16 protein-coding genes are annotated in these 23,466 nt (G+C 43.0%); 2 read left to right on the top strand and 14 right to left on the bottom strand.

Annotated features, from left to right (window positions below):
• Positions 1-314: 314 nt before the first annotated feature.
• Together L6421_RS05455 and L6421_RS05450 are read right to left on the bottom strand one after the other, a co-directional pair.
• Positions 315-3,113: a bifunctional aconitate hydratase 2/2-methylisocitrate dehydratase gene (locus L6421_RS05455; RefSeq protein WP_237264361.1), complete on the bottom strand. Its 2,799-nt coding sequence runs from the start codon at positions 3,111-3,113 to the stop codon at positions 315-317.
• A 212-nt stretch (positions 3,114-3,325) separates the two neighbouring features.
• Positions 3,326-4,246 carry a DMT family transporter gene (locus L6421_RS05450; RefSeq protein ID WP_237264359.1) on the bottom strand — a complete coding sequence of 307 codons (921 nt, stop codon included), beginning with the start codon at positions 4,244-4,246 and terminating at the stop codon, positions 3,326-3,328.
• A 280-nt stretch (positions 4,247-4,526) separates the two neighbouring features.
• On the opposite strand from L6421_RS05450, the gene purB reads away from it, so the two are divergent.
• Together purB and L6421_RS05440 are read left to right on the top strand one after the other, a co-directional pair.
• Positions 4,527-5,927 carry an adenylosuccinate lyase gene (purB, locus tag L6421_RS05445; protein WP_237264357.1) on the top strand — a complete coding sequence of 467 codons (1,401 nt, stop codon included), beginning with the start codon at positions 4,527-4,529 and terminating at the stop codon, positions 5,925-5,927.
• Positions 5,928-6,130: 203 nt separating this feature from the next.
• Positions 6,131-7,300: a cupin domain-containing protein gene (locus L6421_RS05440; protein WP_237264355.1), complete on the top strand. Its 1,170-nt coding sequence runs from the start codon at positions 6,131-6,133 to the stop codon at positions 7,298-7,300.
• Positions 7,301-7,396: 96 nt separating this feature from the next.
• Here L6421_RS05440 and L6421_RS05435 read toward each other — a convergent pair whose 3' ends face one another.
• From L6421_RS05435 to L6421_RS05380, 12 genes are all read right to left on the bottom strand, one after another.
• Positions 7,397-10,336 carry an insulinase family protein gene (locus L6421_RS05435; protein WP_237264353.1) on the bottom strand — a complete coding sequence of 980 codons (2,940 nt, stop codon included), beginning with the start codon at positions 10,334-10,336 and terminating at the stop codon, positions 7,397-7,399.
• A 132-nt stretch (positions 10,337-10,468) separates the two neighbouring features.
• Complete coding sequence (gene pnp, locus L6421_RS05430) at positions 10,469-12,562, bottom strand: polyribonucleotide nucleotidyltransferase (RefSeq protein WP_237264350.1); 2,094 nt, start codon at positions 12,560-12,562, stop codon at positions 10,469-10,471.
• Between the two features lie 279 nt (positions 12,563-12,841).
• A complete protein-coding gene (gene rpsO, locus L6421_RS05425; RefSeq protein WP_237264348.1) occupies positions 12,842-13,108 on the bottom strand; it encodes a 30S ribosomal protein S15 in 267 nt (88 codons plus the stop codon).
• 117 nt (positions 13,109-13,225) lie between these two features.
• Positions 13,226-13,717, bottom strand: coding sequence for a Crp/Fnr family transcriptional regulator (locus L6421_RS05420; protein ID WP_237264346.1), 492 nt, complete (start codon positions 13,715-13,717; stop codon positions 13,226-13,228).
• Between the two features lie 54 nt (positions 13,718-13,771).
• Positions 13,772-14,626, bottom strand: a complete 855-nt coding sequence (locus tag L6421_RS05415) for a methyltransferase domain-containing protein (protein WP_237264344.1) — start codon at positions 14,624-14,626, stop codon at positions 13,772-13,774.
• Entirely contained in the window at positions 14,626-15,537 is a 912-nt protein-coding gene (gene truB / locus L6421_RS05410) for a tRNA pseudouridine(55) synthase TruB (protein ID WP_237264342.1), read from the bottom strand. The genes L6421_RS05415 and truB overlap by 1 nt, the downstream gene beginning before the upstream one ends.
• Complete coding sequence (gene rbfA / locus L6421_RS05405; RefSeq protein ID WP_237264340.1) at positions 15,538-15,900, bottom strand: 30S ribosome-binding factor RbfA; 363 nt, start codon at positions 15,898-15,900, stop codon at positions 15,538-15,540. It abuts the gene before it with no gap.
• A gap of 163 nt (positions 15,901-16,063) precedes the next feature.
• Positions 16,064-18,562: a translation initiation factor IF-2 gene (gene infB / locus L6421_RS05400; protein WP_237264338.1), complete on the bottom strand. Its 2,499-nt coding sequence runs from the start codon at positions 18,560-18,562 to the stop codon at positions 16,064-16,066.
• A 15-nt stretch (positions 18,563-18,577) separates the two neighbouring features.
• Positions 18,578-20,065 (bottom strand): transcription termination factor NusA, encoded by a 1,488-nt coding sequence (gene nusA / locus L6421_RS05395; protein WP_237264336.1) that lies wholly within the window; start codon positions 20,063-20,065, stop codon positions 18,578-18,580.
• A 61-nt stretch (positions 20,066-20,126) separates the two neighbouring features.
• Positions 20,127-20,582 (bottom strand): ribosome maturation factor RimP, encoded by a 456-nt coding sequence (gene rimP / locus L6421_RS05390; protein WP_237264334.1) that lies wholly within the window; start codon positions 20,580-20,582, stop codon positions 20,127-20,129.
• Between the two features lie 237 nt (positions 20,583-20,819).
• Positions 20,820-21,470 carry a 3'-5' exonuclease gene (locus L6421_RS05385; RefSeq protein WP_237264332.1) on the bottom strand — a complete coding sequence of 217 codons (651 nt, stop codon included), beginning with the start codon at positions 21,468-21,470 and terminating at the stop codon, positions 20,820-20,822.
• A complete protein-coding gene (locus L6421_RS05380; RefSeq protein WP_237264330.1) occupies positions 21,471-23,354 on the bottom strand; it encodes a DUF294 nucleotidyltransferase-like domain-containing protein in 1,884 nt (627 codons plus the stop codon).
• Positions 23,355-23,466 lie beyond the last annotated feature (112 nt).

Here is a 23,466-nt window from a genome sequence, read left to right as displayed (position 1 = left end):
TTTATAAAACTTCACATACACACTTAGAAAACAACAGATACTTGTTGCCATGGCTGTTTGAGACAAGATCCGCTAGGATTTTTACCCGCTGGCACTTTATTCCAGACATAAAAAAACCGACTTTGAATTAAATCATAGTCGGTTTTTATTGGCTTAACTGCTAAGAGGTAACTTGAAACCGAATTATGTTTCCGAAACCCCAAAGTCTGATACAAAAAAGCGAACCGCAATAAAAAAGCCAAAATAACCCATAAAGTTGAATATAGGTTATTTAGGCTTTTCTGCTGCAGTGTCCGATAAAGACTTCGGCTAATTTATATATTGAACTTGATTGTAGCAGGTTCTGAGCTTAGTTCCTTAGCTGGAGGAGCAAAGTCGGTTAAGTGAATACCACTAACGGCTTCTTTGTATTCCTCCAAAGTAGGTATGCGACCAAGAATAGTGGAAAGCACAACAACAGGGGTTGAAGCCAATAACGACTCCCCTTTCTTCTCTGCCGAATCCTCTACCACACGACCTTGGAACAGACGTGTCGAAGTCGCTAATACCGTGTCACCTTTTTCTGCTTTTTCCTGGTTCCCCATACAAAGGTTACAACCCGGGCGCTCAAGATACATGATGTTTTCGTACTTGGTACGAGCCTCATTTTTAGGTGCATTGTCATCGAACTCAAAACCAGCATATTTTTGAAGTATTTCCCAATCGCCTTCGGCTTTCAGTTCATCAACAATGTTATACGTTGGCGGCGCAATGACTAGCGGAGCCTTAAATTCAACAGAACCATTCTTCGCTTCAAGGTTTCTAAGCATCTGCGCAATGATCTGCATGTCACCCTTGTGAACCATACAAGATCCAACAAAACCAAGGTCTACCGTCTTGGTTCCACCATAAGAAGAAAGACCTCTGATAGAGTCATGCGTGTAACGTTTTGAAACATCAGGGTTATTCACATCCGGATCGGCAATCATTGGCTCATCAATTTGATCTAAGTCGACAACCACTTCAGCATAGTATTTAGCGTTATCATCAGGTCTTAAAGCAGGTTTCTCTCCTGATTTAATCTCCGCAATGCGCTTATCCGCTCTTTCAATCAAACCTTGAAGCATATGGATGTCATTATCCATACCCTTATCAATCATGATTTGAATTCGGTGCTTCGCAATCTCCAATGACTCAATCAAAGTTTTGTCTTCAGAAATATTGATTGACGCCTTCGCCTTCATTTCCGCTGTCCAGTCGGTAAAGGTGAAAGCCTGATCTGCCAACAGAGTTCCGATATGCACTTCAATGATGCGTCCCTGGAAGACGTTTTCGCCAAACTCTTTTAACATTTGAGCTTGCGTGGCATGTACCACATCACGGAAGTCCATGTGGCTTTTCATATGACCTTTAAAGGTCACTTTTACCGAATCAGGAATCGGCATTGTTGCCTCACCCGTCGCTAGTGCTAAAGCAACAGTTCCAGAGTCAGCTCCAAATGCCACCCCTTTTGACATACGTGTATGTGAGTCACCACCAATAATAATCGCCCACTCATCAACGGTAATATCATTCAACACCTTATGAATAACATCAGTCATAGGGTGGTAAACGTTTTTAGGGTCACGAGCGGTAATCATGCCGAACTTATGCATAAAACTCATCAGCTTAGGGATATTAGCCTGGGCTTTTGAATCCCAAACAGACGCAGTATGACAACCTGACTGGTAAGCACCGTCCACTGTTGGAGAAATCACAGTCGCGGCCATCGCTTCAAGCTCTTGAGCGGTCATCAACCCAGTTGTGTCCTGAGAACCCACTATGTTCACTTTTACACGAACATCAGATCCAGCATGCAATGGTGTTTTAGATTTGACGCCAACCGCATTTTTATTAAATATTTTTTCAACCGCCGTCAACCCCTGACCAGGATGCGAAATTTCCTTGGCCGGTGCAAATACCAGTGGAGTTTCTACACCAAGTGTTTCCGCCGCAAAAGTCTGCAATTTTTTACCAAATACAACCGCGTAAGAACCACCTGCACGCATGAATTCAACTTTTTGAGGCGTAAATGAGGCAGAGATATCAGCCAGTTCTTTATCACCGTTATATAGTTTTTTCTTTTTAGTGTTGATTGTCAGAACCGTTCCGGTATCAACTGAATAAGCCTGTTCTAGAACAACATCACCATTATCATCTACGACTGGCTTACCATTGGCATCTAGCTTTTTAACCCAGTTTTGCAGGTCGATTCCAATACCACCTGTTACATCAACCGTAGTTAAAAAGATAGGCGAGATACCGTTTGTTCCCGCAACAATTGGCGCTTTGTTAACAAAAGGTACGTAAGGACTGATTGGCTCACCGGTCCAAAGTGCCACGTTGTTCACACCTGACATACGTGAAGACCCAACACCCATGGTGCCTTTTTCAGCAATCAACATGACTTTGGCATCAGGGTTGTCTTTTTGTAATTCTTTGATGTTAACCTGAGCTTCAGGGCTAATCATACACTGGCCGTGCAGTTCACGGTCTGAGCGAGAGTGCGCTTGGTTACCTGGAGAAAGTAAATCGGTAGAGATATCCCCTTCTGCGGCAACATAAGTTACCACCTTAATCTCTTCATCCAACTCTGGAAGTTTGGTAAAGAAGTCTGCTCGAGCGTAACTTTCAAGAATATCTTTAGCGATTTGATTACCCGATTTATAGGCGGTTTCAAGACGTTCCGTATCAGCTTCATAAAGAAACACTTGCGTTTTCAAAACCTCTGCGGCAGGGTTGGCAACCTCTTCATTATCAGACAGAGCCAAATCCAATAGCACTTCTATAGAAGGACCACCCTTCATGTGTGACAACAATTCAAAAGCGAAGGTTGGCGTAATTTCTTCTACAACCGCTTCACCTAAAATAATCTCTTTTAAAAATTGCGCCTTAACGCCCGCTGCAGGTGTTGTACCTGGCAGTGTATTGTAAATAAAGAACTTTAAAGAGTCTTCGCGATACTTATTTCCAGACTCTTTGATTTGGGCAATAATCTCAGACAACAATTCAGCACTATCAATCGGTTTTGGGTGCAATCCAAGCTCTTTCTTACGAGTCTCGATTTCATCCATGTATTCTGTATATAAACTCATTTAAATTCCTTATATATTTTTTTAGGGAAGTATAAAGGAATACGGCTTTTGGCACAAAAAAATTATCATCAATGATTCTTATTCAAGAGGGCTAATCCGGCTTTTAAGCGCGATAAAACCACCCTAAATTGCTTACAATTTCCCGTATCCAGTTGAGTGACATTTATTCACTTTTAACGACCAGGCCTGGTTACTCTGTTAAAACCATTAAGTTAACGCCGAGTTATAAGATATCCACCCATCAGAATAGGCAACATACCCAGTATTTGATATAGATTAGGCACTTGGTTTAACACCAGATAAGCCAATCCCATCGTCATCAAAGGAGCAAAGGCAAACAGCGCATTGACTTTGGTAATCGGTAAAATATAAATGGCCTCCACCCACAGCACTTTGGCGACAAAAAACACCAAAAACCCGGTTAATAGCAACCAGACAAACTGCGATTCAAGCATTTCAATACTCGGAGCAAGCTCAAACAAGCTCGCTAAAAGGTAAATAAACGGTAAAGCGATTACGCTACGAACCAACAGAATCGTTTCACTGGAAACCTGCGCCCTCGCCTTTTTTTGATACAGGTTGGCGATTGGAGCCAACATCGCCGCGCCCAAAACGAATAAATCACCAATATTGGCTTTTAAAGAGCCTGGAAATAGAATCAGCAATGCGCCCAAGGTCATCAGTAACGCACCGCTGACCTGTTTTAAATTCAACCGTTCCTCTTGACGACGGCCTAAAAACAAATAACTAAACAAGATTTGTAAAAACAGAATGATCGCCACATTCGTCGCGGTTGTATATTGCAGGCCGATAAACGTCAGTGCAAATAAGGAGGTGATAAATAACGTGGTTAATCCAAGGTTTTTATAAGCCGAAGTCAATCGAATTTCGGCCTGTTTTCCTCGCCAAACCCACCAGATGAATAAAAACAACACTGCTACTAAAAGGCTATAGAAATAAGCATGCAAACCTCCCAACGCGGCCACCGTGAAAAAAGCAAAGATTGGGAACCAAGCCTCTATCAAGGTCAGACTCAACGCAAACAACTCTCCTCGGCTTTGTGAATCAGCCAAACAAGGTTTATTTAAATCAAGGTTTTGGCTCTGTGAACTCGCCTGAGAGTTTTTATTCATCGTTGCGTCAATATTCCTATTATGAATCTGTTTGGGGTATTCAATATGCAGCACCCGATTATTTACCCAACTGTCAGTTTCTCATGATGATTGATCGCATTATATATCGCCTCTATCCTGGCCTGGCGACTTTGCTCCAAACCGAGCGTCTTTTCACCTTATTAAAAGAGCTGAAAACAAACCACGCTTTAACCTTTAAAGCATAAAATAAATATGGATTTTAAGGTATAATCATCGCCATTAAATTTACTGCACATTATTGCTAAGAGGAACTTATCATATGCAACTTTCAGAATTAACCGCAATTTCTCCTGTAGACGGTCGTTACGGAGCTCGTTTAAGCAACTTAAAAGAAGTTTTTAGTGAGTTCGGCTTAATTAAAAACCGTGTAAAAGTAGAAGTTTTTTGGTTGCGCATGTTGGCTAACCATCCTGGTTTTCCGGAAGTGCCTAAATTAAGTTCTGAAGCTGAACAGCACCTAATGAAATTGGTGGATGAGTTCACTCTAGAGATGGCTGAACGAGTTAAAGAGATTGAGCGCACAACCAACCATGATGTGAAAGCGGTTGAATACCTGATCAAAGAGCATTTTGCGGGTAACGACGAGTTAATGGCGGTTTCTGAGTTTGTACACTTTGCTTGTACCTCAGAGGACATCAACAATCTGTCTTACGCCTTAATGTTAAAAGACGCACGTGAATTCATCATTATCCCTGGTATGGATGAGTTGATTGCCAAAGTGGTTGAAATGAGTGTTGAAATGGCAGACATTCCAATGATGGCACGTACTCACGGTCAACCGGCCTCTCCAACCACTACAGGTAAAGAGTGGGCGAACGTCGCTTACCGTTTACAGCGTCAAGCCAAGCAGTTAATGAATGTGCAGATCATGGGAAAAATCAACGGTGCTACCGGTAACTACAATGCGCACTTGGCTTCTTATCCAGATGTGAACTGGTATGAGTTATCTGAGCAGTTTGTACAGAGTCTAGGTCTGCTTTGGAACCCTTACACTACTCAGATTGAACCTCATGACTATATTGCGGAATATTTCCATGCTATGTCTCGTTTCAACACCATCCTGATCGACTTTGATCGCGATGTATGGAGTTATATCTCGGTTGGTTTCTTCAAGCAAAAAACCGTTGCCGGTGAAATCGGTTCTTCAGCGATGCCACATAAAGTTAATCCAATTGACTTTGAAAACTCTGAGGGTAACTTAGGAATGGCTAATGCCATTTTTGAACATCTAGCCATGAAGTTGCCTATTTCTCGCTGGCAGCGTGACTTAACTGACTCTACCGTGTTACGTAACTTAGGTGTAGGTGTTGCTCATACCATGATTTCTCTGCAGGCCACCATGAAAGGCCTAGGTAAGCTAGAAGTTAACGCCCAAGCGATGGCGGATGATTTAGATAGCAACTGGGAAGTATTGGCCGAAGCAATCCAAACGGTAATGCGTCGTCACGGTTTTGACAAGCCTTATGAAAAGCTAAAAGATTTAACGCGTGGTCAACGTGTCAACAAAGAGATTATGCAGAACTTTGTGGATGGCTTAGAAGGTTTACCAGCGGATGCCAAAGAATATCTTCGCAACCTAACGCCTGCAACCTATATCGGTAATGCGGCGCAACAGGCAGCGAACATAGAACTAGCCATAACCATGTTGAAGGCAAGGTAATCTAGGTTAACCACAAAGACACGAAGTCACGAAGTCACGAAGATTTTTAAACGGCGGGTGTGACTTCGTTCTTAATGGTTAACAAATTTTATATTTTCACCATAAACACCCTTTCTACAACACCCCATCCTAACTTTATAAATCTTAAAACTTCGTGTCTTCGTGACTTCGTGGTTCAACAAAAACCTTAGAGAATATTGATTATGATTCAGTTTCAAGATATTGATTTAAAAACTTTTCTTTCAGATTACTGGCAAAAGAAACCGTTAGTCATTCGTGGCGCCTTGCCCGACTTTGAAACACCGGTTTCAGCCGAGGAGTTAGCAGGACTCTCTTTGGAAGACGAAGTGGAAAGCCGTATCGTAATACAACACTCCGATACCGATTACGAGCTCAAAAAAGGCCCTTTTAGCGAAGAGACGTATGAAACCCTTCCTGAAGAGAATTGGACTTTATTGATTCAAGGCATGGACCGTTTGGTACCAGAAGTCACCGATGTGTTGAACGATTTTGATTTTTTACCCCGCTGGCGTATTGACGACATTATGATTAGCTACGCCACCAAAGGTGGAAACGTTGGTCCACATTTTGACCATTATGATGTGTTTTTACTCCAAGCAGCAGGTAAACGCAACTGGAAACTCACCTCTCAAGACTGCTCTGAAGACAACTATATTCAAGGTGTCGATTTACGCTTGATGCAAACCTTTACCGTTGAAGAAGATTACGTTTTTGAAAAAGGCGACATTCTTTATATTCCGCCAAAATGGGGGCATCACGGGGTTGCGTTAGATGATGAGTGTATGACTTACTCAATCGGCTACCGTACCTATCGTGGTCAAGAATTGTGGGATAGCTTTGGTGACCACCTTTCAGAGATGGGCTGCTTTAAGGATTTATACATCGACCCCACTTGGCCAGAAAACCTTAACCCTGGTGAAGTGACCGATGCCGCCAGCGAACAGGCGCAAACACTATTAAAAAGTGTGTTGGAAGATAAAACTCTACTGAAAACCTGGTTTGGGCGTTTTGCCACCCAGCTTGACCAGGTTGCCGCCCAACAACTTCCAGAGCCTTTAACCGAAGAGGAAACACCCGATATTGAAGACTTCATGGGGGCGTTGCAAGTCGAACCAGGCCTGGTGAAAGATCCGGTTTGCCGTTTTGCCTATGCTGAAATTGACGGTAATACCCAGCTTTACATCAATGGTGCCGTTTGGGATAGCTTCGGGGCTTCCGCCCAATTTATCGCTCAGCTTGCCAACCAATCTTTCTTAACCCAAGATGAGATTATGTTGGCAGGTGACAATGAAGGAAATATCAAATTGCTATTTGATTTATGGAAGTTGCAGTATTTAATCTTTATAGAATAACTTAACCTGTTCTCCAAAAATCTAATAATACAAAACAAAAAAAGCCCCTAATCAAACCAATGATTAGGGCTTTTTGCCGATCAATTCACGCTAGATTTAAAGCTTGAAAACCTCAAATCCATTGTCTTTTAATTTATCCGCATTTTGACTATTGGTTAATACAACCGACGAAATATTATCGTTGGTCAAATACTTCTCTGCCAACGCCCTTAACTCCGCAATGGTGGTAGAAATAACCCCATGGCGATAGGCCATGCGAATTTCATGTGTACGACCATATAAGTCTTGGTAAAAGGCTTTTTTCATCTCACCTGCCGGTGAACCGGGTTTATCCATAGCACTGATGACATTCAAAATCGCTTCATCGACTTTAGCTTGGGTGGCTTCCGCACTCATCAACCATTCATGTGCTCGTTTAAAATCGCTGTAGGTCTCCAATAAGCGTGGATCACGATATGAATAGAACACAAACGCATTCGCTTCGGCATTGTAGCTGGCACCACCACCGTAAGCACCGCCCTTTTCACGAATCGCCGAGTGCAAGAAACCATTACGTAAACACGCACCTAAAACAGATAACTTAGGCGCATCTTCGTGATCAGCGGGCACTGCAGGGTAAGCTAATGCACAGAAGTTAACTTGCGTACTGGTTACCCAGGCCTGGTTTACCGCGTTTTGGCTAGCGTCAAACTCAAACGGTGCCTGATTGGTCACGCCTGTAGATTGATTCCAAACATTATCCATCGATTGCAAAGCCGACTCCATGCCAGGCTCATCGCTGATGACCAAGGCTTGTTTGGCAGACTGTTTGATTTTACTTTGAATCGAACTTAAACCAGCCGAAAAAGCACTCATCGCATCTTCTGACTTTAACTCTTCATGCAGTTTTTTAATGTATTGAATACCAGCAAAACCAGAACGGGCATATTTCCAACGCGCCGCCGGCGTATAGTTTTGCACGGCAGCCATCATCGCCAAGCCATGACCGTTTCCGGTAATGCCATGATCAACCGAAGAGCGAATTTGCGACACCAAATCTTTAAGACGATTGCTCTCATCAAAACGCGCCTCATTCAAGGTTTCGTGCAACAGCTCGGCCATAAGTTGCTGATTGCGGTTCAATGCCTTTGACGACAAGATGAAGTGGCTATGGTAACCTTGCGGCTCACCGATTTTTGAGTGCACACTTGAACGTGCCGAGATACCGCCAGAAACCTCTGCCTGGTGAGATTGCATCTCAATATAGTCACGTTGCTGCGTGCCCACCTCGGTCAAACAACTATTGAACAGAGGCATTAATTCCTGCTCTTGTTCAGTCAAGTTCGGCAGGTCAATAATCAATTGCTCGTAAGTCAACCCATTAGTGCCACACTGGTAGCTTTTCACCGCCATGTCAGCAATGCTAGAGTGCTCCGCCTTATAGACTTTGATATCCGCTGGAATATCATCCTTAGTCACTTCGGGTAAAATCGTCGGATCATCTTCTTGTGCCTGACGCGCCTCCAAAGCGACAGCTTGCTCGATAATCGCTTGTTTTTCTGCATCCGTTAGCTTAGCCTGAATTTCCGCAAGTTTCGCCTTTTCAGCTTGCTCTTTTTTCGCCGATAATTCTGTGTCCGGCTTCATGGTCAAACGCACCCTATGGCGATTATCCAATAATAAGGACTTAACCAGGCCAGGTATGAAGTCAGGCGATTTCACCTCGTTTTCCAATTGTTTTAACGCCGCATCGGTATCTAACAGCGCAATAGGATCACCTTCATGCAATGCACCGGCTAAGGAATGCAAAATCAACTGCAAACCGTAAGGATATCCATCTCCACCCACTTCACGCTGTGACAATTCCAACTGATGCAACATCGCTTCGACTTGAGACTGTTCAACCCCTTCATCGGCAATACGCTGTAACTCGGTCAATATCATGGCTTCAACGGCTGGTGCATGTTCGGCTTCCGAACCTTGCACACCCACCACAAATGCCATCTCTTTATTCGACTCTTCAAAGCCACATAATGGTGACGGTGCATTCGCCAACTCGGTCTCTTCCAGTAACTTACGCAAAGGTGAAGCACTATTATCCAACAACACCGAAGACAACAAATGGCCACGCAATACATTCAATGGATCTTGGTTTTGACCTAACAGCCAACCCAAAACGATATGCGTTTTGGCGGAAACATCTTCCTCATCTAGTGCATAGCTGGTTTCCACCACTTTTGGCTCGGAGTAACGAGATTCCAAACCGACATGCACTTGCGGCACGGTGTCTTGAAAACGTGCCAAAGCAAGTTCTTCAAATTGCGATTGGTGCTCGGCCGCGGGGATATCACCATAGGTCATAAAAACCGCATTGGAAGGATGGTAATGTAATTTATGAAAATCAACCAATTGCTGGTGCGTTAGATTGGGAATATCTTCCGGTTCACCGCCACTGTTATAGTGATAAGTGCTGGTTGGATAAAGTTCAGAAGAAAAGGCCTGCCATAAAGTAGAAACAGGTGAACTCATCGCCCCTTTCATCTCATTGAAAACCACGCCCTTATAGGTTAAAGGCGAATCGGGATTGGTCATCTCTTCAAACTCAAAACGGTGACCTTCTTGGGCAAAATCCAACGGATCGAGATTGGGGAAAAACACCGCATCCATATACACCTGTAATAGATTTTGAAAGTCTTTACGGTTTTCAGTGGCAAACGGATATGCCGTCCAATCACTTGAGGTGAACGCGTTCATAAAGGTGTTTAAAGAACGGCGAATCATCATAAAGAACGGGTCGCGTACTGGGTATTTTTCACTGCCGCATAAAGTGGTATGTTCCAAAATATGCGCCACCCCGGTCGAATCCATTGGCACGGTACGTAAAGCCACCAAGAATACATTCTGCGGGTCATCGGCCGCTAAGTGGTAATGTGCCGCTCCGGTCACTTTATGCTCAAAGTGTTGAATGGTTAAATTCAGTGAATCAATTTCGTGCTCACCCTTGAATTCAAAAGCGGGGTGATTGTTGTTATTCGATAATGATTGATTTTGGCTCATACTGTTTCCGTGTTGTATATGATGAAAATTCATCATAAAAAGAGGGCTTATCTTTAAATTTATTGCGTGATTATAAACAAAAAAGGCCGCCATAAGGCGACCTTTACTGAGAATAGTCTTGAGATTATCTTTCTACTCTTTATCAGCGTCTTTCATAGAAAGTTTCACACGACCTTGCTTGTCGATATCGGTTAACTTAACACGAATTTCCTGACCTTCTTTCAAGAACTCATTCACATCTTCAACACGCTCTTCTGCGATTTGAGATACATGAACCAAACCTTCACGACCAGGCATATAGGCAACGAAAGCACCGAAATCAACGATTTTCTTAACCACTGCATCATAAGTCTTACCGATTTCAGGTTCCGCAGTGATTTCAGCAATACGAGCCTTAGCCGCATTCGCCGATTCGTCATCTTTTGCGGCAATCTTAACATTACCGTCATCATCGATTTCAATCACACATCCAGTCTCTTCAGTAATCGAACGAATGGTTGCACCGCCCTTACCGATGATTTCACGTACTTTTTCTGGCTTGACCTTTACGCTGAAGAAACGTGGAGCGGTACCCGCTACCGATTCATTCGAACTGCTGATCGCTTTTTCCATCTCACCCAGGATGTGTAAGCGCCCTGCTTTAGCTTGATCTAAAGCGATCTGCATAATCTCTTCGGTGATACCGGTGATTTTAATATCCATCTGTAAAGCCGTGATACCTTCATCCGTACCCGCAACCTTAAAGTCCATATCGCCAAGGTGATCTTCGTCACCCAAGATATCTGAAAGCACCGCAAAACCACTCTCTTCTTTAATCAAGCCCATAGCAATACCCGCGATTGGCGCCGCAATTGGCACACCCGCGTGCATTAATGACATGGAAGTACCGCAAACCGATGCCATCGAACTTGAACCGTTTGATTCGGTAATCTCTGAAACCACACGGATGGTGTATGGGAATTCTTCAGCCGTTGGTAACAATGCCGCAACACCGCGACGCGCCAACATACCGTGACCGATTTCACGACGACCAGGGCTACCAGTACGCCCACACTCACCGACCGAGAACGGAGGGAAGTTATAATGCAGCATGAAACGGTCATGATAAGAACCGGTCAACTCGTCAACAATCTTGGCATCTTTCTCAGTACCTAAAGTCGTCACCACCAAAGCTTGCGTTTCACCACGGGTAAACAGTGCTGAACCGTGAACCTGAGGCAACACACCTACTTGACAGTTGATTGCTCGAACCGTTTTAGTATCACGTCCATCAATACGTGGCTCACCCGCAATGACACGACCACGTACGATGTCCTTTTGTACCTTACCGAACATACCATCCAGGTCTTTTTCATCAAAACCATCGGCATTGTCTTCTGACACGGCCAGTTCAGCCATCATTTTCGCTTTTGCCGCATCTAATGCACTATAACGCTCCATCTTATCGGCAATGCTATAAGCCGCTTCTACATCAGAGCGAATTAGACCAAACACAGCATCTTTCAATTCGGTGTTTACCGCTGGCGCTTCCCATTCCCAACGTGGCTTACCAGCTTCTTGAGCGAATTCTTCAATCGCTTGAATCGCCACTTGCATCTGCTGGTGACCGTACATAACCGCACCCAACATCACATCTTCCGGTAACTCTGCCGCTTCTGATTCAACCATTAATACCGCATCTTTAGTACCGGCAACACTTAGTTCCAAATCAGATGTTTGCAAGCTTTCCGGGCTTGGGTTGAGTAGAAACTCATCATCACGATAACCAACGATAGCCGCACCAATCGGGCCATCAAAAGGAATACCCGAAATCGCTAATGCCGCAGAAGTACCCAGCATGGCGGCCACTTCAGTGCCTACTTCAGGATCTAACGCCACAACCGTTGCGATAATTTGAACTTCATTCAGAAAACCTTTAGGAAACAAAGGACGAATCGGACGGTCAATCAGACGTGAGGTTAGGGTTTCTTTTTCAGAAGGACGCCCTTCACGCTTCAAAAAGCCACCTGGAATACGGCCTGCCGCATAAGCTTTCTCTTGGTAGTTTACTGTCAATGGAAAAAAGTCTTGTCCCGCTTTTGCCGTTTTAGCCGCTACCGCAGTAACCAAGATACGAGTATCTCCCATACCAATCATAACCGCACCGTCAGCTTGACGAGCGATTTCTCCGGTTTCTAATGTCACTTGATGACTTCCGTACTGGAACGTTTTAGTAAACTTGGCCATATTCTGTCCTTTATATATCAATGGTTTCATCTTCAATACTTTGAGGATTACATTGTCTGAAACCTGAATCCCTAAACAAACCGTTTAACACCTTGGAGTGCTTAGGGATTCAGGCTATCGGGTTACAGGCAATTTTGCTCGTTCAAAGTTGAATCATTCTACTATTTATTACCCACCAATTAAAACTAATCTATGATTATTTGGGCAAAAAAAAAGCCCTGCGAGGCAGGGCTTTTTTTGAGCTTAAGATATAACTTAAGTAATCATTTTATAGATGAATTACTTACGTAGACCTAAACGCTTGATAAGAGCTAAATATCTTTCACCGTCTTTCTTGTGAACGTAGTCTAAAAGCTTACGACGACGGCTAACTAAACGTAATAGACCAGTACGAGAATGGTTATCTTGTTTATGTGCTTTAAAGTGCTCAGTAAGGTATTTAATACGTGCAGTTAAAAGTGCAACTTGAACTTCTGGTGAACCAGTGTCACCTTCTTTTGTTGCATATTCTGCAACGATTTTAGCTTTAACTTCTGCGTCAAACATAGTGTTTACTCCATTGGATCGGTCTTAACAAAAATTCGCCTCCACGACCGATGATAGGGACGAATCCGAGCATTTTACTGATTTTCAATTAAAATACAAGCGTTTATAAACTTTTTATCAATGTTTACCAAAACCGTGCATATAGTGGTTCAGAGCTGAAATATCGTCGCCCATATGACGTACTAGAGTATCTAAACTCACAATCGCATTCTCTAGAATATTCACCGCCATAAACGGCTCTTCCACTTTTAGACGATCATACATAGGACGAGTCAATATCAGAAACTTAACACCTTTTTTACACGCTTCCATGCGTAAGTTACGAGGTTTTCTGTCAAAGAAAGACATTTCACCAATCAATGTCCCTACCCCTTGCTTACCTACAGGAGCGGTATCTTGGCCGTCCGAGCTTGTGAACTGAACTTTTCCTTGAATCACAAAACCAAGCGCCTCACCCACTTCGCCAGCGTCTGAAATCACTTCACCACCTTGGTATTCTTTTTCTTGAAGGTAAGGAATCAATCTCTCTACTTCATCTTTAGTAAGTGATTCACAAATGCTATGTTCTTGAAAAAATTCAAAAAGTTCTTTAGCTGACATTGAAATCATTAAACATTCTCCTATAACCGTAGTAACTACGTTAGATTATTATTTTTCTTTTTGTTAACTGACCAGGGGCTTTTGAGCTATAAAAGAGGCCACAGGCCGCCCATCGTCTAATTGTTCTATTCTATCAATAATTACATTAAAGCCCGAAAAAACTTCGGCCAGTTCTGTCTTACCCAAAATAAAATTGGGGTTTTTAGGCGAACTAAACTGTTCCACACCTTCAACAAACGTTTGAAACAAAACAAACCCACCAGGCCTGGTCATTTCCTTAATATAAGAAAACAGCTCTCGATTTAAAAAGCGTACCACCGTAATCAGATCAAATTTCTGATTAGGCAAACAGCCATCTTTCTTGATATCGCAACATTTGAATTTAACCGATGCCCCGGATAATGTTGCTAGCGCCTTAGCGCGCTTCAGCACTTTGGCCTCATGATCGATCGCGATGACATTCATACGGTTTTTAGCTAGATAAATCGCATCACGACCGCCACCGCAACCAATATCCAAAACTTCTGGGCGTTGCGCCGATTCGGCAAACGAAAGAGATTCTTTTTGAATCAAATCAATAAACTCTTTGACTAACAAACTGGGTGACCAAAGTGTTTTTGAAGTCGACCCCGTTTCAACCAGGCCTGGTAGCTGTGTACCCCAATCTTGCATGGCGCTTGGGGAGTCAATCACTAAAGAACCGCTGACTTGGTAACCTTTGGTATCGAGCAACAGACTGGCCGCTTCAATAGGGTCTTTTTCACCAACGAGATAAAGTGTTGCAGGTGCGGCTGGCAAGGCATTGAGACTTTCAGGCAAATCGTCCCAGGTTAACCATGTGGAACCCGTTAAGTGACCTGTTTTATAGTCATCTAAGCTACGCAGATCAAGAATGCCGTCGGCCTTGGCGAAAATCATCAGCCTGCCACACTTTCAGGTAAATTAAACACTCGCTTGGGCTTTAATAGCTGTTTATCAGCCTGCCATTCTCCAACGGCGATACAGATGTCGTTCTCATAAAAACGAACCAGGTCGGTTTCCGGTTTGGCAAAATCCAACTTGCCGCCATGACGAATTAAATCGGCCTGCTCAGCCGTCAAATCAAAACGCTGTAGATGCTGAATCGCTTCATCTATCGGGTGTAGACAGTTATCGAGCTGAGTTTCAATCTCTTCCAGACTCAACATCTCGTCACCTTTTAAACTCCCCGTTTGGGTACGATGCAGTGCCGTTAAATGCCCAACCGTTCCCAAGGCCTTAGCGATGTCTTCACCTAACGTTCTGACATAAGTCCCTTTGGAACTATGCACATCAAAGATTATTTGATTTTGGGTAAACGAGACCAACGACAGGTTCAGAATTCGTATCGGGCGTGCTGGACGCTCGATTTCTATCCCTTGACGAGCATAAAAATACAACGGTTTACCTTGATGTTTAAGTGCCGAATACATAGGTGGAACCTGTTGTATATCACCGATAAACTGGGCGAACACTTTTTCAATCAACGCTTCAGAAAGTTCAGGTACGGGTAAGGTTTGAATGATTTCACCTTCCGTATCACCGGTATCCGACTGTTCACCTAACTTCAGGGTTGCCGTATAACGCTTATCTGAATCGAGCAATAGACCTGAGACCTTAGTCGCTTCACCCAAACAAATAGGCAACAAGCCGGTTGCAAAAGGATCTAAGGCGCCAGTATGGCCACCTTTTTTTGCATTAAAGACCCGAATTACCTGTTGCAAGATACCATTGGATGACACGCCTGCAGGCTTATTAAGCAAAACAATACCATTTACCACACGTTTTGGTGGACGACGAAACTGACTCATTTATGAATTTAACGCCTTATTGATGAGCATTTCCATATGCTGGGCATGTTCTGGAATATTGTCATAGTAAAAACGCACATGCGGCACAATGCGTAAACGTAAACGCTTACCAATTTCAGAACGGAAGAATCCTTCCGCTTTTTCTAAAGCCGCCAAAGTTTCAGCCACCTCAGGGTCATTTTCATTAAACCCCATCAAGGCAAAATGAATCTTCGCAATGCTTAGATCTTTACTGATTTTACAATCGGTAATGCTGATGTTTTGAAAACGAGGATCTTTAACCTCTTGCACCAACAATTGGGCAATGGTTCTACGAATCTCTTGAGCCACTCGAGTAGGACGGCTCACGGTTTGATTACTCATAATTTCTTTCTCTTTTAAAATCAAAAAGCCCCAAATTACAATTACCAACGGATAATTATACTGGGGCAATCTGAATAAAGGTTTTAATTCTGCAGAACCCTTTTTACCAGGCCGGCTTAGTTAATTTGAACCTTTATATCGGTGATTAATGATGTATCTTCAATTAATCTAAAGTACGCTTAACTTCTACGCGCTCGTAACACTCAATCTGGTCACCCACTTTAACGTCATTGTAATCTTTAACACCGATACCACACTCCATACCTTTGTTAACTTCATTGGCGTCATCTTTGAAACGACGTAACGACTCAAGATTACCTTCGTAAATTACCACATTGTCACGTAGAACACGGATAGGATTATTGCGTTTAACGGTACCTTCGGTAACCATACAACCAGCGATAAGACCGATTTTAGGTGCTTTAAAGACTTCACGTACGTCTGCAACACCGACAATATTTTCCTGAATGTCTGGAGCCAACTTACCTTCAACGGCACGTTTAACTTCATCAACGATTTCATAGATGATACTGTAATATTTAAGGCCGATGCCTTCACTATCGATAATGCGTTTCGCAGATGCGTCTGCACGGACGTTGAAACCGAAGATCAATGCGTCAGAAGCAATCGCAAGGTTGGCGTCAGATTCATTGATTCCACCCACACCTGAAGAGATCACATTTACTTTAATCTCGTCATTAGAAAGCTTGGTTAATGCATCGGAAATCGCTTCAATAGAACCTTGTACGTCCGCCTTAAGAATAATGTTAACGTTTTGGATATCACCTTCAGCCATCTTATTGAACATATTTTCCAATTTAGATTTCTGCTGACGGGCAATCTTCAACTCTTTAAACTTACCTTGACGGAATACAGCGGCTTCACGAGCTTTACGTTCACTCTCAACGGTAATCATCTCATCACCCGCAACCGGCACACCAGAAAGACCTAAAATCTCAACTGGAATAGAAGGACCGGCTTCTTCAACAGACTGACCGGCATCGTTAACCAATAGACGAACACGGCCATACTCCATACCACAAAGTACGATATCACCTTTTTTCAATGTTCCAGACTGAACCAGTACCGTTGCGACCGTACCACGACCTTTATCAAGACGCGACTCGACTACGACACCCTTAGCAGGTCCTTCTGTTGGCGCTTCAAGCTCCAACATTTCAGACTGTAAAGAGATTGCATCAAGCAAATCATCAATACCCATACCTGTTTTAGCTGAAACAGGAACAAACTGCACGTCACCACCCCAAGCTTCAGGAATGACTTCTTCTGCCACCAACTCCTGCATAACGCGATCCATGTTAGCGGTTTCTTTATCCATTTTGTTTACGGCAACCACAATACCCACGCCAGAAGCTTTAGCATGTTGAATCGCTTCTTTAGTTTGCGGCATAACACCGTCATCGGCAGCCACTACGATTACGATAACATCGGTGATATCCGCACCACGTGCACGCATCGCGGTAAACGCCGCGTGACCTGGAGTATCGATAAACGTAACACCACCCTTATCGGTGTCTACATGGTAAGCACCGATATGCTGGGTGATACCACCCGCTTCACCACTCACCACTTTTGCCTTACGGATATAGTCAAGCAAGGATGTTTTACCGTGGTCAACGTGACCCATAATGGTCACAACCGGAGAACGTGTTACCGTAGCACCATGATACTCTTGGTTGACGACTTCATCTTCAACCGTAATCTCAGTAAACGGAATCGCTTTGTGTCCCATTTCTTCAACAATCAGCATTGCTGTTTCTTGATCAAGCACTTGGTTGATTGTCGCCATGGTGCCAAGTTCCATCATCATAAACTTGATGACTTCACCCGTCTTAACGGACATCTGTTCGGCTAATGCCGCCAGAGTGATACTTTCTGGAACCTTAACTTCCTTGACAACCGGTTCAGTTGGCTTTTGGAAACCATGTTCATTATCCAACTGCGCAACATGACGTTTATCAGCCTGACCTTTACGGCCTTTACCTGGACGACGACCATTGCCGTTACCTTCATTGAAGCTACGCCCCTTAGTTGCAGCTTTGCCTTTAGGACCATCGACACCGTCATTTTTCTTACGGCTGTCATGATGCTTCTGATCTTTAGCCTTTTTAGCGGCTTTAGAATGATCTTCCTTAGCTGCAACTGGTGCCGCAACAATTTCTGGTGCCGCAGTTTTATCAATCTTTTTAGGCATAATCTCTTCTGGCACTTCTTCTGCAACCACATCTACAGGTGTTTCCGAAACCGTTTCCACAACAACCTCTTCAACAACCGGCGTTTCAACAACAGCCTCTGTTTGAATCGGCTCGATGACTTCCTCGACTACTTCTTCGGTCGTTTCTGGTTTTTTCACATAAGTACGTTTTTTACGAACTTCAACATTAACGGTACGTTTACCACTACCAGAACCCGCAGAGAGATTTAGCGTTTGCTTACGACGCAAGGTCACCTTTTTAGGTGCATCTTCTGCCACTTCCCCATGAAGTCCTTTTAAATAATTTAATAAAGTACGCTTCTCATCTTCTGAAATCGTGTCTGCTTCGGTTTTACCCTTCACTCCCGATTCATTAAGTTGCGAAATTAGTTTGTCAACAGAAAGGTTAAGTGTCTCTGAAAATTGTTTTATTGATACTTCGGCCATTTAATCTTCCTTTTTTTATTCAAACCATGGAGCGCGAGCTTTCAGGATTAATTCTCCTGCAGCAGCTTCATCCATATCTACATACTCTAATAACTCATCTGTGCCAAGTTCTGCTAAGTCTTCTTGAGTAACCACACCGTTACCAGCCAATTGCTTAGCCATCTCTTCAGTCATACCTTCTAAAGCCAACAAATCTTCTGCAGGTTCAGCTAAGGCTGTTTTCTCTTCTGCGGCAATCGCTTGCGTCAACAACGCATCTTTTGCACGCTGTTTCAACTCTGAAACCAAGTCTTCGTCAAAACCATCAATATCCAACATCTCCGCAGCAGGAACATAAGCCACTTCTTCAAGTGAAGTAAAGCCTTCAGAAACCAGTACTTCTGCAAAATCTTCATCAATATCTAAAGCGTTAACGAAGATATCAATTTGATCTTTAGATTCAGTTTCATGTTTTTCAGCCATATCAGTCTGGGTCATTACATTCAACTCCCAACCTGTCAGCTCACTCGCTAGACGGATGTTTTGTCCATTTTTACCAATCGCTTGCGAAAGTTGCTCATCTTCAACCGCTAAATCCATCGTATGACGATCTTCATCCACCATGATTGAAGTCACTTCAGCTGGCGCCATCGCATTAATGACAAATTGAGCATCATTTGGATCCCAAAGGATGATATCGATACGTTCACCGGCTAATTCATTGGTCACTGCCTGGACACGACCACCACGCATACCTACGCAAGCACCGATTGGGTCAAGACGTGGGTCATTGGCACGTACCGCAATCTTAGCGCGGAAACCAACGTCACGAGCGGCGCTCATGATATCAATCAAATCATCTGCAATTTCCGGTACTTCGATTTTGAAAAGCTCAATCAACATCTCTTTACAAGCACGCGACATAAACAGCTGTGGTCCACGAGGGCGGAAAGAAACTTCTTGCAAGTAAGCACGAACACGATCACCGATACGGAAAGTTTCACGACCGACAAGCTGGTTACGCATAATCACCGCATCCACATTGTCACCCATATCAAGAATGACATCACCGCGATCGATTCGCTTCACCTGGCCTGTTAACACTTCACCCACACGCTTCTCGTAAACTTCTACCACTTTCTTACGCTCAGCTTCACGTACTTTCTGAATGATTACTTGTTTAGCGGTTTGTGCGCCGATACGTCCAAATTCAATAGACTCCATCGGCTCTTCGATATATTGACCCACTTCGATATTAGGATCTTCCTCGATAGCGTCCATTTCACGGATATACCAACCAACATTGTCCTCAATGGCCACGTCATCTTCGATAACTTCCCAACGACGGAAAGTTTCATAATCACCTGTATGACGGTCGATTGAAACACGCACATCGATTTCATCATCGTTATTTCTACGGGTTGCCGTCGCTAAAGCCGTTTCAATCGCATCAAAAATAATTTCTTCATCAACACCTTTTTCATTGGCCATGATTTCAACAACGGCTAAGATTTCTTTACTCATTTCTGTCTCGCTCTAATTCTGTTTGTTTCTTCAATCTATTTAATTTAAACAAAAAGTGGGATTAAAATTTTGGTACTACGTTGGCTTTATCAATCAGGTCGAAAGGAATCTCAAAAAGTTCACCATCAATTTCCATTTCAATACCTGATTCAGTCACTTTAGACATAAGACCTTTAAAACGCTTACGCCCTAAAATGGCCATACTTGTACGAACCTGCACCTCATTACCTTCATAACGAGCATATTGTGCAGGTGTGAATAACAATCTATCCATGCCTGGTGATGAAACCTCTAAGCGGAATTCGCTGCTGATCACATCTTCCACATCCAAAATCGCGCTAATTTGCTTGCAGACATCATAGGTTTCATCTGAATTAACCGTTCCATCCGCTTTTTCAATAAACACACGCAATAAAGTATGTCTTCCGGCTGGCATATACTCCATTCCCCACCAATCAAATCCCATCGATTCAACGGTCGGTCTTAAGGTGTTTTCAATTTTTTCTTCAATCGTCACGTAAACTCTTTCCAATAGGCTTTGTTTTACAAAGTTCAAATAACAAAAAACCCCGTAAAAACGGGGTTTTTTAAAATTCAAGCCGCTGCTTTAAATTACTTTTAAAACAACTCTCGATAAAACTTTTTAAAAAATCTGCCGCAAATTATATCGTTTTTTGTTTATTTGTCAAGAACTTAAGCATGAAATTTTACTGATTCTTTAGTTACCAAATAATGACAATCACTATATAAAAAATCACCTATCCTGTTGTAATTTAACAAAAATCAACGCTGTCATCAAAGCATCGCTAAACGCATCGTGTTGACCGATATTAGGCAAATCCAACTTATTCAAAATCCGCTCAAAGCGCAAATCGATATCAACCTGCTTTACCCCGTAGTTTTGTTTGGCAAGCTCACGCTGATAAAAAAGCTCAGACACCTCAATTCTCGGATTAGGTAATTTAACTCCCAACCAAGGCTTAATCACTTGATTAACCATCTCAATATCAAACTCCAGATAGTAACCGACTAAAGTCGCCTGATGGATAAACTGCAGAAACTGGGTAATCGCCTCACGCTCATCCTCATAAGTGTGAACATTCTGTTCAACATCCATATTACGAATCTGATGCACTTGAATACTTGCTGCAGAAATCGACTGATCTTGCTTGATGGTCAAGTTCAAACTTTGACTTGTTAAGAGCTGGTTACCTTCAACCTTAATGGCACTCAAGGTAATGATCTTGTCTTTTTTAGGGTTCAAACCGGTGGTTTCACAATCAAAACAGACATACTTTCCAGAAATCGCTTGATCAAAGATAAACCCATATTGCGAATCCTTTAATTGCCTTTTCCGCCATTGGTGCAACTTGTCAACAAACCAATGTTTTAATCCCCACCCCACTTAAAGCACCTCATTGACTTTGAAATGATGGCTGAGTTTTTTCTTAAATCCATCCACCACATGCAAAGCCTGTTTTAAGACATCTTGCTGCAAATGAGAAAGCCCCGAAACCAACACTAAATTACTAGGTATCGCATCATCTAGAGCCATTTGTGCCAACATGCTTTCTAAACGTAGCGTATTTAAGAAATTAAGTGTCTCGCCCAACTCAACCCCAAATTCCTTGGTAAAAACACCTTTGTCGATTAACGCCTTGATTCGCCAATGGGTATTGTTCTGAGTGAGATTGGCTTCCAAGGCATAACAACGCACTCCGTGAACAATCGGAAAGATACCGCCTTTTTTGATATCGATATATTCCGAACCGGACTTAGACTCTGTCTTTAAACCACCAAAAAATCCAACCGGCGTCTTAAACTGCACAGCAGGAACGGCAAACTTGCGTAAAAAAAACGGTTGCTCATTCACCTTGTACAACAACTTGGCTTTTAAGTGCCCTAGCCACTCTGCTTCCCCAAAAACCGGTTCCGCATCATACAAAATCGCTATATTCATAAAACTTTGTTCGCTAGGAGCATTGAACCAATTCAATAATGTAGCCTTGAACCCTTCAGGAGTCTTACGCCAATCCGGATTGGAAAGCATGATGTCACCAGGACATAGCGGAAAGCCGATTTGCAACATCGCTTGGGTAAAATTTTCCGCAAACTCAGCCACCAAAGTTTGATCAGCAACGGATAAATCATCACTCATAATCAACGCATTATCCTGGTCAGTGCGCACCACCTGTTCAGCCCGTCCTTCACTGCCCATCACGAACAAACACAGCTTAGGATGTAAATGAATCGGCAACAGAATCTCAACCAACTTATGAATCATTTTGCGATGCAATTCATTCACCAGTTTAGCGATGTAATGTGTTTTAATCCCTTTACGATTCAGGTTCTTAATCAACTCATCCACCTGACTGGCGACAACCGCTAAAGATTCAACATCCTCAGCCTGCTCAACTTTCAATAAGACCAGACCTGATTGGTTGGCAAACAATCCCATTAAATCTTTTTGATGTAAAAACCCTACATAGCCGTTTTCACTGCGTACCACCAAACGGTCAATTTGATAACGAGTCATCTTCAACAGAGCATTAAACAAGTAATCGAACTCATGCACCGTTTGCACAGGCCTATTGACGACCTCACTCAAGCTGAAACACTCTTTCAACTGCTCCCATTCACCACTTGCCAATAATTTCATAATATCCGTCGAAGTGATAATACCAATCTCAGATTCCTCAAACTCCACTACACAGGCATCAGATTTGGCCTCCACCATCTTTTGGATAACCGTTTGCAAAGAAACATTTTCATTAACGGCAACGAATGGTTTAAGTGGAGCGGAACAGACCGTATCCATCATCACCTCGGTTGAAGAGGCGTTTTGAATGGATTCATGGATACGATTGAGCTTATCGACCAAGGAGGCACTAAAGTGATTGGCAAATTGTGGATTATGATCGTATAGCTCATTGAACACCTCGGCAGGCATCCGATACAGAATGGACTCCTCAAGAGTATGGTACTCAGAGCCTGACTCCAGAGCGGAGCTTGAAGCGCTTTGTTTCGCAATCAACTCAGCATCCCCAAAATAACTTCTCACACTATAACGAGCCACAACTTCCTGGTTTTTCTTTTCAGCGACACGACCTTTGATGACAAAGAATAGGTATTCAATTTTATTAGCCCCCTTCTGCCCTAAAGAGACGTTTTGATTCTCCGGAAAATAGATTACATCCAGGCTGGATGCCGCAGACTTCAAGGCCATATCATCAAGTAAATTGAAAGGTGTGATTTGTGAGAGAAATTCGAGCTGCTGTTCAATAGCCATCTTTGCTCCAAGGACTTAAAAAGAGGTTATCTGTAATATTATCAATAAACCATTAAAACTTAATTCTACCCATAAAAAAAGGGTGGTTACCGAAGTAACCACCCTTTTCTTA

The sequence above is a fragment of the Thiomicrorhabdus immobilis genome (assembly GCF_021654855.1).
Taxonomy (GTDB): Bacteria; Pseudomonadota; Gammaproteobacteria; order Thiomicrospirales; family Thiomicrospiraceae; genus Thiomicrorhabdus; species Thiomicrorhabdus immobilis.
Note: the sequence above shows the minus strand (reverse complement) of the source record. Positions and strands in the feature narration are given on the sequence as shown.